General features: G+C 36.1%; 13 protein-coding genes. 9 read left to right on the top strand and 4 right to left on the bottom strand.

All coding sequences use genetic code 11. From position 1 onward, the window contains the following. Positions 1–189: 189 nt before the first annotated feature. Positions 190–492, bottom strand: a complete 303-nt coding sequence (locus EO244_RS05525; RefSeq protein ID WP_129253664.1) for a Dabb family protein — start codon at positions 490–492, stop codon at positions 190–192. A 216-nt stretch (positions 493–708) separates the two neighbouring features. Here EO244_RS05525 and EO244_RS05530 point away from each other — a divergent pair, with 216 nt between their 5' ends. Together EO244_RS05530 and EO244_RS05535 are read left to right on the top strand one after the other, a co-directional pair. Next, on the top strand, positions 709–2,748 hold the full coding sequence (locus tag EO244_RS05530; protein ID WP_241687946.1) for a M3 family metallopeptidase: 2,040 nt from the start codon (positions 709–711) through the stop codon (positions 2,746–2,748). 377 nt (positions 2,749–3,125) lie between these two features. Continuing rightward, positions 3,126–4,028, top strand: a complete 903-nt coding sequence (locus EO244_RS05535; protein WP_129253665.1) for a YitT family protein — start codon at positions 3,126–3,128, stop codon at positions 4,026–4,028. A 70-nt stretch (positions 4,029–4,098) separates the two neighbouring features. On the opposite strand, the gene trpB is transcribed toward EO244_RS05535, so the two are convergent. Beyond that, positions 4,099–5,319 (bottom strand): tryptophan synthase subunit beta, encoded by a 1,221-nt coding sequence (gene trpB, locus EO244_RS05540; RefSeq protein WP_129253666.1) that lies wholly within the window; start codon positions 5,317–5,319, stop codon positions 4,099–4,101. A gap of 347 nt (positions 5,320–5,666) precedes the next feature. On the opposite strand from trpB, the gene EO244_RS05545 reads away from it, so the two are divergent. The 3 genes from EO244_RS05545 (at position 5,667) to EO244_RS05555 (ending at position 7,404) form a co-directional block, all read left to right on the top strand. Next, entirely contained in the window at positions 5,667–6,092 is a 426-nt protein-coding gene (locus EO244_RS05545; protein ID WP_129253667.1) for an N-acetyltransferase, read from the top strand. Between the two features lie 178 nt (positions 6,093–6,270). Next, the gene (locus EO244_RS05550; protein ID WP_164977415.1) at positions 6,271–6,903 is read left to right on the top strand and encodes a spondin domain-containing protein; all 633 of its coding nucleotides are present in this window, start codon (positions 6,271–6,273) and stop codon (positions 6,901–6,903) included. 108 nt (positions 6,904–7,011) lie between these two features. Continuing rightward, positions 7,012–7,404, top strand: a complete 393-nt coding sequence (locus tag EO244_RS05555) for a DUF302 domain-containing protein (protein WP_129253669.1) — start codon at positions 7,012–7,014, stop codon at positions 7,402–7,404. Between the two features lie 55 nt (positions 7,405–7,459). Here the strand turns inward: EO244_RS05555 and EO244_RS05560 are convergent, their stop codons facing one another. Continuing rightward, on the bottom strand, positions 7,460–8,089 hold the full coding sequence (locus tag EO244_RS05560; RefSeq protein WP_206734497.1) for a YqaA family protein: 630 nt from the start codon (positions 8,087–8,089) through the stop codon (positions 7,460–7,462). Between the two features lie 165 nt (positions 8,090–8,254). After that, positions 8,255–8,551 (bottom strand): hypothetical protein, encoded by a 297-nt coding sequence (locus EO244_RS05565; protein ID WP_129253671.1) that lies wholly within the window; start codon positions 8,549–8,551, stop codon positions 8,255–8,257. A gap of 257 nt (positions 8,552–8,808) precedes the next feature. Between EO244_RS05565 and EO244_RS05570 the strand changes: the two genes are divergently transcribed. From EO244_RS05570 to EO244_RS05585, 4 genes are all read left to right on the top strand, one after another. Then, a complete protein-coding gene (locus EO244_RS05570) occupies positions 8,809–9,636 on the top strand; it encodes a hypothetical protein (RefSeq protein WP_129253672.1) in 828 nt (275 codons plus the stop codon). Between the two features lie 18 nt (positions 9,637–9,654). After that, on the top strand, positions 9,655–10,599 hold the full coding sequence (locus EO244_RS05575; protein WP_129253673.1) for a universal stress protein: 945 nt from the start codon (positions 9,655–9,657) through the stop codon (positions 10,597–10,599). A 217-nt stretch (positions 10,600–10,816) separates the two neighbouring features. Further along, positions 10,817–12,067, top strand: a complete 1,251-nt coding sequence (locus EO244_RS05580) for a sensor histidine kinase (protein ID WP_129253674.1) — start codon at positions 10,817–10,819, stop codon at positions 12,065–12,067. 22 nt (positions 12,068–12,089) lie between these two features. Next, complete coding sequence (locus EO244_RS05585; protein WP_129253675.1) at positions 12,090–12,743, top strand: response regulator transcription factor; 654 nt, start codon at positions 12,090–12,092, stop codon at positions 12,741–12,743. Positions 12,744–12,797: the final 54 nt, after the last annotated feature.

Consider the following 12,797-nt stretch of genomic DNA (forward strand, 5'->3'; position numbering starts at 1 on the left):
TTATTTCATAGTTATTGTAATTTATACTTTCACGTTTAAATCCACTCATTTCGTTGGTGAGCATCCCTTCTTTTCTTTTTTCCATTACCTTGACTTTTTGTGTCAAGCTATTTCAGGGTATTACAAATCTATGCGAGATACAGGAGTTTATTTAAGGGGATTATCTATTTAAATATTAAGGTTAAATTTTTAAAAAGAGTAATCGATCGTCTTTTTGTCGATCGCCATTTCTTTAATAATATGGGCGGCTTTAACGTGTTCAGGATGATTCATATATGCAGGCAGAGCCTCAATATTATCCAACACTACATTCACAACAAAATCGTAGGAAGATTCGCCTTGTAATTCATCAAATCCAATTTGAAGGAATTTTATTTCCGGCACTCGCTTGTCAAGTCCATCAAAAATGTCTCTGATTCGATTGTAATAATTCTCTTTGGCCTCTTCGGACTCAAAGGCTTTAAACTTAAAAAGGGCTATATGCTTAATCATGTCTAAATTATAAAATGAATAGGATGGCCTAAAGTTAGGAGATTTGACTAAATGAAGGCTCTTTTTTTGTTTTTTAATCGATTTGGTATGGGTCTGATTGAAATTGATCCTTCATTTTCTGGTTAACCCGAATCAGATATTTCCTATATTTGTTATTCTTTGAGAAAAGTGAATGTTTCACTTCCCTCAGGATTTATCTTAAATAAGAAAATTAGAATGAGAACAAAAAATATGAATCCTTTACTAAATCCTTTTGCTACGGTTCACCATACGGCTCCTTTTAGTCAAATTGAAATGGCGCATTATATGCCCGCTTTTGTTGAGGGGATTAAGCTTGCAAAAGAAGATGTTGATCTGATTGCGAATAATCCTGAGGCTGCCAGTTTTGAAAATACCATTGAGGCGATGGAATTTATTGGGGAATTACTGGATCAGGTTTCCTCTGTCTTTTTTAATCTGAATCATGCTGACACTTGTGACGAAATGCAAGCTTTAGCACGTGAAGTATCACCGCTTTTAAGCGAATTCTCCAATGATATTGTGATGAATGAGGCTTTGTTTGCAAGAGTGAAGGCGGTTCATGATAATAAGGAATCATTGAGTCTGAATACGGAACAAAGCATGCTTTTGGATAAGCGATATAAATCTTTTGTACGTTCCGGAGCGAATCTTGAAGGCGATAAGAAAGCGCGAATTCGTGAAATTTCAAAAGAGCTTTCTCAACTCACCCTTCAGTTTGGTGAAAATGTATTGGCAGCGACCAATGCATTTGAGTTGAACATTACAGATGAGAAAGATTTGGCTGGTTTGCCGGATGGTATCTTGGAAGCTGCTGCAGCCACGGCAAAAGCAAAAGATAAGGAAGGCTGGGTTTTTACTTTACAATTCCCGTCTTATGTGCCTTTTATGCAGTATGCTGACAATCGCGAATTGCGTGAGAAAATGTTTAAGGTTTATTCGTCGCGTTGTTTCAACGATAAATTCGATAACCAGGAAATCATTCGAAAAATTGTGGCTTTACGTTTAGAGAAAGTGAAACTATTCGATTACCCAAACTATGCTCAATTTGTTTTGGAGGAGCGCATGGCTGAGACTCCGGATAAGGTGGTGAAATTCTTGAATGAATTGCTCGAAGCATCAATGCCAAAGGCGAAAGAGGAATTTGATGAGCTACAAGCCTATGCTAAAAAAATAGGCGCTGATTTTGAATTGCAGCGTTGGGATTGGGCTTATTATGCTGAGAAATTGAAGACTGAAAAGTTTCAGGTGAACGATGAGCTGACTCGTCCTTACTTTGAATTGGAGAAAGTGAAACAGGGAATTTTCAATTTGGCTACCGATTTGTATGGTTTGAGTTTTAAATTAAACACTGAAATTGATAAATATCACGATGAAGTTGATGTTTATGAAGTGTTTGATAAAAAGGGCGATTTCCTTTCTGTATTTTATGCTGATTTTCATCCCCGTGATTCAAAACAAGGTGGGGCCTGGATGACCTCGTATCGTGAACAGTTCTTACAAAACGGGAAAGATAACCGACCTCACATTTCTATTGTGTGTAATTTTACACGTCCAACAGAAACAAAACCCTCTTTGTTGAGTTTCTCAGAGGTGACAACTTTCTTGCACGAATTTGGTCATGCTTTGCATGGGATGCTTTCTCGTTGTACTTATCCAAGCTTGTCGGGAACCAGTGTGTATCGCGATTTTGTGGAACTACCTTCTCAGTTTATGGAGAACTACGCCTTTGAAAAAGAGTGGTTGGATAAGGTTGCAGAGCATTACGAAACCGGTGAAAAAATTCCGGCAGATTTGGTTCAGAAAATTATCGATAGTGGCAATTTTCATTCGGGGTATGCTTTTGTTCGTCAGATCAGCTTTGGTTTGAATGATATGGCCTGGCATTCTATTGAGAAAGAAATTGATAAGTCGGTGTCTGATTTTGAAATGGAAGCCATGCAGTCCACGGAGCTTTTTCCACGTTTGGAAACCTCCTGTATGTCACCAGCTTTTTCACATATTTTTGCTGGTGGATATGCTGCGGGGTACTATGGCTACAAGTGGGCCGAGGTTCTCGATGCTGATGCTTTTGCTGCTTTCAAAGAAAAAGGAATATTCAATTCAGAAATGGCTGATGCTTTTAGAGTTGAAGTACTTGAAAAGGGAGGAAGTGAACATCCAATGAAACTTTATAAGCGATTCAGAGGTCAGGAACCTTCTATAGAGCCTTTGCTAAAGCGCAGCGGCTTAAAATAAACAGAGTTTAATGTACAAAATGGGTCTTGGTTTTTTAACTGAGACCCTTTTTTTGTCTTAGTTTTTGGGCAAATTTCGACAAATTATAGCCATGACTTGCTGATAAAGTTGAATTGAACATCAAATGAAGGAAATTCTATGAGTTACAAATGGTTTAAAAGTCCTAAAATACAGGATGTATAGAGGTCTTTTCATGTTGAAATAAACAATCTTTATATACAATAGACAACGCCTAATAAAATAGTGTTTTTCGACATGTTATTTTCTTTATGTAAGTGCTTGTTATTATGCGGAAGCCGACTATTTTTGTCGCCGATTTTAAACATATCTAAACATTGCAGGTACTGGAGTGTTTAGTTACTTAACAACAAAATAGAATGGCTTTTATTACTAAAGAAAAATTTTTGTCGAACGAATGGCTTTCTGCTTATACTTACCTTATTGTAGGGAGTATTATTTTTGCTGTTTCCGACATCTTATTTGTAGTACCCTACAAATTAGCACCAGGGGGTGTATATGGTATTGCAACAGTTCTAAACACAATGTTTAGCTGGAAAATTAGTTATTGTACTTTTGCAATGGAGATTCCGTTGGTCATAATTGGTACAATTATTTTGGGTCCACGATTCGGGATTAAAACAATTGTGAGTATCACTACAATTTTGGTGACAGTTTGGGTGATGGAAACTTTTATCTCTCCTGATTATGCAAAAGTAATTGCTGATCCAATGTTGAATACTATTGTTGCAGGTGTATTCTATGGTATCTCAATTGGTTTGATTTTTAAGTCGCGTGCGACTTCAGGTGGGTCTGATATTATCGCCATGATTTTAGCTAAGTTTACTAAAATATCTTTGGGTAAATTGGTTATGATTGTAGATGGTATCATTGTTCTATTCACTCTTGTTCAGCCAACTGAAACTGGTGCAATTGGATGGGAGTTTGCCATTTATTCACTAATTATTATTTATATCGAAGGTAAAATTATCGATATGGTTGTAAGTGGAGCTAGTTACCACAAAACAGTAATGATTGTTTCTGATAACTACGAGTCTATTGCTTCAAAAATTAAGAATGATCTTAAGCGTGGTGCTACGATTTTTCAAGGAACAGGAGCTTATTCTGGTGAGGAAAGAAAAATGGTTTATTCTGTAATGAGCCGTAGAGAACTTGAGATTCTTAAATTGCACATTAAGGAAGTAGATCCTGAAGCATTTGTTAATGTTACAGAAGCTAATGAAATTATTGGTAAGGGATTTCAGTCTTTGAATGAAGACTAATCTTTTCAACATATATATTAAAAAATGGCGACTGACAAGTCGCCATTTTTGTTTTTCAAATAGAATCAGCTTAAGCTTTTCGGTCTTCAGGTAAACCATATGTGTCAATCACATAATCAAGATCTTTGTCGCCACGTCCACTTAAGTTCACCAATATGGATTGTTTGGGATTTGCTTTAGCCAATTTAATCGCGTAAGCAATGGCATGTGAACTTTCCAAAGCAGGAATGATTCCCTCTAATCGGCTTAATTCAAAAAAGGCATCTATACATTCCTGATCATTGATATGATGGTACTCTGCTCGTTTTAAGTCTTTAAGCATAGAGTGTTCTGGACCGACACCAGGGTAATCCAGCCCACTGGCTACCGAATAGACAGGTGCAGGCTCACCGGCTTTATCTTGGAGGAGATAACATTTAAACCCATGAATCACACCCGGACTTCCCAGGCTAAGAGTGGCAGCATGTTTACCTTCTTTATCAATTCCTTTCCCGGCAGGTTCCACACCATGAAGTTTGATGTTTTTTTCATCGAGAAAAGCCGAGAAAATACCCATAGCATTACTGCCACCACCTACGCAAGCAACAATATTGTCAGGTAATTCACCTGTCATTTCTTCAAATTGATCTCGGGCTTCGATTCCCACAACACGTTGGAATTCGCGAACCATCATGGGGAAGGGGTGTGGACCAACGACAGAGCCAATACAGTAGATGGTATTGATTGGATCCTGAAGATAGGCTTGAAATGCAGAATCAACAGCTTCCTTCAGCGTTTTTAATCCGTGAGTTACGGGAACAACGGTTGCTCCAAGTATTTTCATGCGCATGACATTGGGATGTTCCTTTGCGATATCAACTTCTCCCATATGAATCTCACATTCCAATCCAAAGTAAGCTGCTGCAGTGGCTAGGGCAACCCCGTGTTGGCCAGCACCCGTTTCAGCAATGAGCTTCTTTTTTCCCATATATTTAGCCAACAAAGCTTCACCCATGCAGTGGTTTAATTTATGAGCACCTGAATGGTTGAGGTCTTCACGCTTCAGATAAATGCGACCACCGTATTTCTCGGATAAACGATTACAGTAGTATACGGGTGTCGGACGTCCCTGAAAGTGTTTTCGAATACTTCTGAGTTCTGAAATAAATTCATGCGATTTACTGATTGAGTAATAGGCTTCGTTTATACGTTTCATTTCCTCTTCGAGGACAGGAGGAATAAAGCTGCCACCAAATTCACCGAAGTAACCTTTTTCGTTTGGGTAATTTTTAAAGTAGTTTTTAAATGTCATGGTATTTTGGTTTAAAATTAGAATCTACGATTTAGAGCAAAAAAAAAGACCTGCGAGAAGCAGGCCTTTGGTATATGAATTATGTGTATATGGCTAACCCTTCTCGATATTTATTATTGAGAAGTTCCACCAAAAATTATTTTGTGTCATACATGTTTTCATGCAGCAATGTTATCGCATTTTTTTATTAAAAACAAATGATCTACGAAAAAAAAGAACAATGGGATTGAAACTTAGGGCTAGGATTCGTATCTTAAAGAGTTGATTTTTCATAGTTTATGACTTGGTGTTTGAGCACAAAATGATTTTGTAAGCTTAAGTTTGAATTTTGAGAGGAAATAAGACCGATGATAAGAAAATATAAGGACAGTGATATTGAAGAAATTCTTGAGGTTTGGTATCAGGCTTCAAGAATGGCTCATCCTTTTTTAGATGCTGATTTCATGGGAATGGAAAAACGGAATATTCGGGATGTTTATATTCCTAATACCACAACCTGGGTGTATGAAAAAGAGGGTGTTATTTTGGGTTTTATTTCCATGATGGGAAATGAAGTGGGCGCTATTTTTGTTAGACCTGATATGCATGGGAAGGGGATTGGACGGCAACTAATGGATTTTGTTGCAGCTTATCACGATGTGATGGAAGTAGAGGTATTTGAAAGAAACACTGTGGGCAGAGCCTTCTACGATAAGTATGGTTTTGAGCTTATTGAAGAGTATATGCATAAATTTACAAATAACAGATTGCTTCGTTTGAGGTATAGAAAATAGAGTTTGAAATTTATGATAAGACTGTCTCGTCCTATTATGAGACTTTTTTATATTAATAGAGTGCTTAAGAGCCGTGATTATATTGGGTAATGATTATCTTTATTAAGAAAAATAATTTTTAACCGGATATAAGATGATATTGAAGAATTCTATTTTTTTATTTTTAGCATTACTGTTGATGAGTTGCAGTAAAAGTGATGGACCAATTGAATATGGGATCGAAACTGAAGCAACATATACTGTTACATTTAAGATGAATTGGAATAGTACAGATTTTCCAAAGGATTATCCTGCAGGAGCACATTTCTCGAAGTTAATAGGTTGGAGTCATCCATCAACGACTAATCTTTTTAAAGAAGGAATGACAGCATCAGAGGGGATTGAATTGATGGCTGAAACAGGAGCAATTGAAGTGTTACAAGCTGAATTGGAAGCAAAAATTGCGAATAATGAGGGTTTAAATTTTGTGTTGAGTCAGGATGGCTTGACAAGTGGTACGGGTGAATTTACGGTTGAAGTTGCTGTTAATGCCGCAAATCCTTCTGTAAGTTTGGTTTCGATGCTTGCACCAAGTCCGGATTGGTATGTTGGAGCGCTTAATGTGAATTTGTATGACGGAAGCCATTTTGCCGCCAGCAAAACGGTGACAGCTAAAGTTTACGATGCAGGTACTGATAGCGGAACAACATATGAGGCAGCTGATCTTGATACTGATCCTCAGGGAACAATTTCTTTATTTGTGGCTGATCCTCTGGGAGACGGAACAAATTTATTAAAGGATATTGCAAAAGTGACTTTTACAAAGAACTAGTTTTAGTTTATTCGTAATTTTTTTTGGAAGAGTAGAAAGCTTTAAAGATCTGGTAATAACCAGTCATTTTCAGATAAATATGTTTTACAGAATATAAAAATTGATGTGATGAGCTACTATTTTAATAAGGTTTTGAAAACAAAGAATTTTGATGAAGCAATTGAGCAAGCTACAGACGAATTGAAAAAAGAAGGTTTTGGTGTTTTAACTCAGATTGATGTTAAAGCAACGCTTAAAAAGAAAATTGACGCTGATTTTAAGAAATATGTGATTTTGGGTGCATGTAATCCTCACTACGCTCACAAAGCACTGAAAAGGGAAGATAAGATCGGTGTATTTCTGCCTTGTAATGTTATTGTTGAGGAACATGAGAATGGAGATATTGAAGTATCGGCTGTCGATCCTATTGCATCAATGGCTACAGTAGAAAACGATAGTTTAGGTGAAATTGCTGTTGAAATTCAACACAAACTTAAGCTTGTTATTGATAATTTAAAGTAGTTAAGTCTTTCTAAACAAACAACGCCCAATCATATGATTGGGCGTTGTTTGTTTATTAGTTACTCATCAATGAAAAGATAGCCAGTGCGTATAGATAAAATCGCAGAAATCTGAAAAGTCCAAACATGAGATATCTTTTGAAGTCATAATTAATGATGCCTGAGGCTATACTAACCATGGAAAATGGGATTGGTAACAGGGCTCCTACAATAATTAGAAAACCGCCCCATTTTCGAATATTACTAATATGTTTTGCCATTTTGGATTCCATTGCAGTCTGAATCCTGGGGATAGTAAGAATACTTTTCCCAATAAAATAAGAAACGCAACCTCCTGAATAGGATAATAGGGCCAATAATGAAAGGTTCATAAATGGATTAGCCAGAGTTTTAACCCATGCAATAAACAGTTCCGGAGGAATTAAACCCAGAAATGATTCGGAAGCAAAAAACAGAGCAAACAGACTTGCTGATGAGTAATTTTTTGTAATAAATTCAAAAAAATAGTTGAAATCGATAACAAATCTGTCAAGTATAATAAGTCCGCTTACAATTAGAATAAATGGCAGAATTGCTTTTTTAATATTTCCCCATATAAAAGTGTAAAAACCGGTATAGGCATAGTATTGATGAATAAGTTGAAGTTTTGATTTTCGATTTTTTTGTGCTGATTGAGGTCTCATCATCTTCTTTTTTTAATTGATAATGTAGCGTGTAAGTCCTGAAAATAAGGAATTACAAAGACTGTCCTATTTATTCGGATACAGTATTCTACATATGGTTTACTGACCAATAATTGTATAGGTATATTGCCTTGATAGGACTGATCTATAAGGGTGAATTTTAGATTCCTAGGCCCTGAATTTGGGTGGGGGTAAAACAATAATATTGAGTCTGCTAAAGAATAGAGCAGAGGTCTGAAAAGTAACTGAAATTTTTGATGAGAAATATCTTATAGGTTTCAAAACCGGAGATGCGGCCCATGACTCACATTCTTCTGTGTCTTCATCAAGGGAGGTTTGGTCTGTATCAGAAATTGGGATACTGATATGTTCTTTTTGTTGAATTACCATAAGCATCTTCTGAATGACTGGCCCTCCAACAATAAGTACGATTATTAGTATGAGACGAATGCTAAATTTTTTCATATTCTTTTCTGATCGCGTAAATGTAAACAAAAAACAGAAGTCTAAAATGGTATAAGAAATCCGGGACTGGTTTTAATTGGGAAAACAGATGAGTTATCTTCTTAATGTATTCTTAGCGAGCACATTAGGTGTTGCGCGTATAATTGTTAAATTATTTTAACAGGCTTAAATGTAGGGTTTTCCCCCATTCGATTTAGGACTAGCCCTGTTTCCCCAATATGGGAGAGCCCATACATTTGTCCAATAAAAATTGTGATATGCCAACAGAAAAATTTGACAAATCTAAAAGGGAAAAATTGAATATTTTGATTTTAGCCGACTATTCAGAAGGCAATAGAGCTGCAATTCATTTTGCAATGCGATATCTCTATCGTCCGGGTTCATTATTTCATTTTATACAAACCTGGCATAAACCGAATTTTGGATCTTCGATGGTTCGGGATTTAACACCCATGCTTGAGGGAATCGCCAATAGTGAGTTGGAGAATTTGAGATTACACTTGAAAGATTGCTATTCGATGCCTGATGACCAGATTCGTCTAATATCTTTTGAAGGAGATTTATCGTCTTTTTTTAAATCTGATACCTATCAATCTCAGGATTGGACGCTTGTTCTGGGATCGCATGACTACGAAAACTTATTTGCTCATAAGTATAGGATGAATGAGTTAATCAATCAGGTATCTCAAGATTTATTTGTCTTGGCAGGATTTGCTAATGATAACACGATTTCAGAAATTTTTATGCTTGCCGATACAGATCAGACCGCAACTTCAAATTTATCCTTATTGAAAAAAATCGCAATTAGTGAAAAACCTGATATTCATGTTTGTTTATCTCAGCGATTTGATTCATCTGAAGCAAGAAGAAATAGGGCACTGCCATTGATCGAAGCTTGTAAGGGTGCTAAGATAAATTTTTCGATGATTGAAAATGGAGAAGGTCAGAAAGAGTTGAAAGAATTTTCGAGGTCTAAGGGGAATAAACTGATTCTGTTTGAGAAGAATTCTCAACGTCGATTTCAAAATGGAATGAGATCGTGTTTGGACGTTTGGTTTTTAAAAAGTAAAGGTATTCGTATTTGAAATTATTAGGAGATTGATATGAAAGATATTAAACTAGAACGTATTCTTGTGCCTGTTAGTCTAAGTGGTGATGGGGAAGATGCCTTGAAGCAAGCTGTTTTTTTTAAGAAAAAAATGGGTTCTAAAGTGACATTGATTCATGTAACACCAGCGGCTTCAAATTTAAAGAGCTTGGTTCAAACGGAACTTAACAAACGCCTTCAGGCAAGGGCTATGGTAAGATTGATTCGATTTGCTAAAATTCACTTTAAGGGACGAATTCCTGATTATGTGGATTTAAGAGTTGAAGTTGGTCAGCATGTATCAAGAATAATTGAAATTGCTAATAAAGAGAATTACGATTTGGTAATTATTCGAAAGAATGAGCGTATAGAAGGTCTGGTTGGGAAATTTAAAAAGCACAGTGCCGATAAGATTGTTCAGGAAATTATATGTCCAGTTTTGTCAGTGAAAGATCGATGGACATATAGGGGTGTTCGAAATATCTTGGTGCCGATTGACGTCAGACGTCAATCACGAGATTTATTGAATTGGTCAGTTTATTTTGGGAAGATATTAAATGCAAAGATCACTTTAATTTCGGTATTAAGCGTGAAAATTGAACTTGAAAAGAGTTTAGCTTATAAAAAAGCCAAATTGCTCGAACGTTCAATTAGTGCAGAAGGGATCATTTGTGAAGCCAGAATATTTGAAAATGAGGGTGAAGATAAAATAGAAAGTCTACTGCAATATGCTAAGCAGGAAAAAGCCGATTTGGTATTAGCGCAAGCTGCACAGGAAGTTCTGTTTGGTGATTCCGAGTCAGAAAACTTTACGTCCAGATTATTGCATGATTCTATAAAACCGGTTTTAAGGTTGGGGTCTGTTAGGGCTCGTTATTTGAAAGGCTTATTAGGCGCTCAGATACCTCTTAGTTTGACAGTTGAGCAGCTTGTTTCAGATCAGATTGAGGTAGAATCATAATGAGTTAAAATTATCATAAAGGTCAATTAACTGAAACAATCATGTGCGATAGTTTGGGGTAAATCGCAGTAGTTGACCATTAGGGAAACTTTCTTTATTTGTAGAAGGAAGTTTTCCCTATTTTGGCTCAAATTTCTTATCAAATAGGTTTAGAGCTCGTTAATAATTGTAATTTTGTTTAGAGTCGTGTACAATACAATCCTAAGAATTTCAATTTATGCTTTCAAAAAAGAATTTTCATACCAAGCAAAAGGTAATTTCTGTTTTGCTACTATTTAGCTTTTTTGCCTTTGCCGGAATTATTTACACCTTTCGAATTAGTTCAATAATAGATGCCAGGCACATAAAGCTGGTTGAGTACTCTGAAAATGTAGAGGTTGAAGTTTTCAATGGTAGAATTCAAATGGATGATGGTCTGATTCAGAAAGATAGCTTAGCTTATATTGGAATTAAAAAAAGTTTTGATAAAGCCATTTTATATGTCAATCGATTGGCTGAGATTGCAAATAAAACCAAAAGGGATGTTCCTGATAGTAATCAGATTTTTGAACAAAAACTTTCCGAAACCAAAACTTCAATAGAGCATTTGGAGCAGTTAATAATGTCGGGGCATTATCATAAGAGACAAAGCTTGGATAGTACCATGTTGCGGGCTTATCTTGATTTTAATCGCATATTTACCGAGTACGAAAAAACGCTTCAGAATTATATCAATGAGAGTAATTCAAGGCTTAAAAAAAAGATATTCCTTCTGCTGGGGGCTATTTTTGTTATTCTTTTGGTTAGTCTGTTACTTATAGCCAGATTAATGGATTCGTTGATGAAGGCTGATCGACAAATTCTCAGTAATACCATGGATGTAGAACAAAGAGAGCGACGAAGAATTGCCATGGATCTACACGATGGTTTAGGTGCTATTCTATCGAGTGTGGGCATGTACAGCAAAATTCTCGAGAAAGAACTTATAGACAATAAGCATGCGGGTGAAAAACTGAAACATATAACAAATCTTTCCAATCAGGCACTGCAGGCAGTTGGTGAGATTATTAATAATCTGAATCCTTCTATTCTGAATCGATATAATATTGTTGAATCCTTGGAGAAATTGTGTGCCAAAATGAACAGCATTGGGAAAATGACAGTTGAGTTTGATAGTAGCCAGTTTAGCGGAGAAATGACCAAAAGTAAGGAGGTAATGCTTTATCGTATTTCAGGTGAATTGTTGAATAATAGTTTGAAACATGCCAATGCTGATCATGCTACAATTAAGCTATCACGAATCCGGAGTCATGTGATTCTTTCGTATCATGATAATGGAGTTGGTTTTGAAATAAGTAAATTAGCCATGCATGGTAATGATAAAATGGGTTTGTCCAATATTGTTGAACGCGTCGAGTCTATAGGTGGGCATTGTGTTCTGGAAAGCTCACCGGGTAACGGTTTTACAATAAAAATTGAGTTTAATTAAAGGGATTTTAAAGAGCAATAAGATGGAAAAGATAAAGATAGTTTTGGTAGACGATCATAAGATTTTTAGAGATGGTTTTCGTCTTTTGTTGCAGAGTTTTCCCTATGTAGAGATTATTGGGGAAGCGTCAAATGGACAGGAATTTCTTGATTTACTAAAAATACAAGTTCCCGAAATTGTCTTTATGGATATTAATATGCCTCAGGTTGATGGGGTTGAGGCCAGTAGACGAGCCGTAGAGCAATTCCCTGATATTAAAATTATTGCTCTCACGACTTTTCTCGATGAGGATTATCTTGAACAGATGCTTATGGCTGGTGTAGAGGCTTATATGCTTAAAAATTCTGAATTGGATGAATTTGAGAAAGCGATCATGAAGGTTCACACAGGTGGCAACTATTTTTCTGGTGAGATTGTTAGTTTGTTGTCGGATAAACTGAATCGTTTTAGAAAACGTAAGAAGGAACAAGCTGTTTTACCCGTATTCACCGAGAGAGAAAAGGAAATTATTGATTTAATTTGTAAAGGCTACGGTAACAAGGAAATAGCTGAGAAGACATTTTTAAGCACTAAAACAGTTGAAAAGCATAAGAGTAGTCTTTTTCAAAAAACCAATACGTTCAATACGGTTAATCTGGTTATATATGCCTTCAAAAATCAGATTGTAAATCCGTAATTAAGCATGCATTATAATTTTATAGTGAGGACGTGATTTTAAGCAAGCTTGTTT

The organism is Ancylomarina salipaludis (genome assembly GCF_004122035.1).
Lineage (GTDB): Bacteria > Bacteroidota > Bacteroidia > Bacteroidales > Marinifilaceae > Ancylomarina > Ancylomarina salipaludis.

Excerpts from the sequence above, each read along its gene's own strand:
- EO244_RS05555 (WP_129253669.1), top strand. The coding sequence starts at position 7,012 with ATGAGCTACTATTTTAATAAGGTTTTGAAAACAAAGAATTTTGATGAA.
- EO244_RS05585 (WP_129253675.1), top strand. The coding sequence starts at position 12,090 with ATGGAAAAGATAAAGATAGTTTTGGTAGACGATCATAAGATTTTTAGA.
- EO244_RS05580 (WP_129253674.1), top strand. The coding sequence starts at position 10,817 with ATGCTTTCAAAAAAGAATTTTCATACCAAGCAAAAGGTAATTTCTGTT.
- EO244_RS05530 (WP_241687946.1), top strand. The coding sequence starts at position 709 with ATGAGAACAAAAAATATGAATCCTTTACTAAATCCTTTTGCTACGGTT.
- EO244_RS05535 (WP_129253665.1), top strand. The coding sequence starts at position 3,126 with ATGGCTTTTATTACTAAAGAAAAATTTTTGTCGAACGAATGGCTTTCT.
- trpB (WP_129253666.1), bottom strand. The coding sequence starts at position 5,319 with ATGACATTTAAAAACTACTTTAAAAATTACCCAAACGAAAAAGGTTAC.
- EO244_RS05570 (WP_129253672.1), top strand. The coding sequence starts at position 8,809 with ATGCCAACAGAAAAATTTGACAAATCTAAAAGGGAAAAATTGAATATT.
- EO244_RS05545 (WP_129253667.1), top strand. The coding sequence starts at position 5,667 with ATGATAAGAAAATATAAGGACAGTGATATTGAAGAAATTCTTGAGGTT.
- EO244_RS05550 (WP_164977415.1), top strand. The coding sequence starts at position 6,271 with ATGAGTTGCAGTAAAAGTGATGGACCAATTGAATATGGGATCGAAACT.
- EO244_RS05560 (WP_206734497.1), bottom strand. The coding sequence starts at position 8,089 with ATGATGAGACCTCAATCAGCACAAAAAAATCGAAAATCAAAACTTCAA.
- EO244_RS05525 (WP_129253664.1), bottom strand. The coding sequence starts at position 492 with ATGATTAAGCATATAGCCCTTTTTAAGTTTAAAGCCTTTGAGTCCGAA.
- EO244_RS05565 (WP_129253671.1), bottom strand. The coding sequence starts at position 8,551 with ATGAAAAAATTTAGCATTCGTCTCATACTAATAATCGTACTTATTGTT.
- EO244_RS05575 (WP_129253673.1), top strand. The coding sequence starts at position 9,655 with ATGAAAGATATTAAACTAGAACGTATTCTTGTGCCTGTTAGTCTAAGT.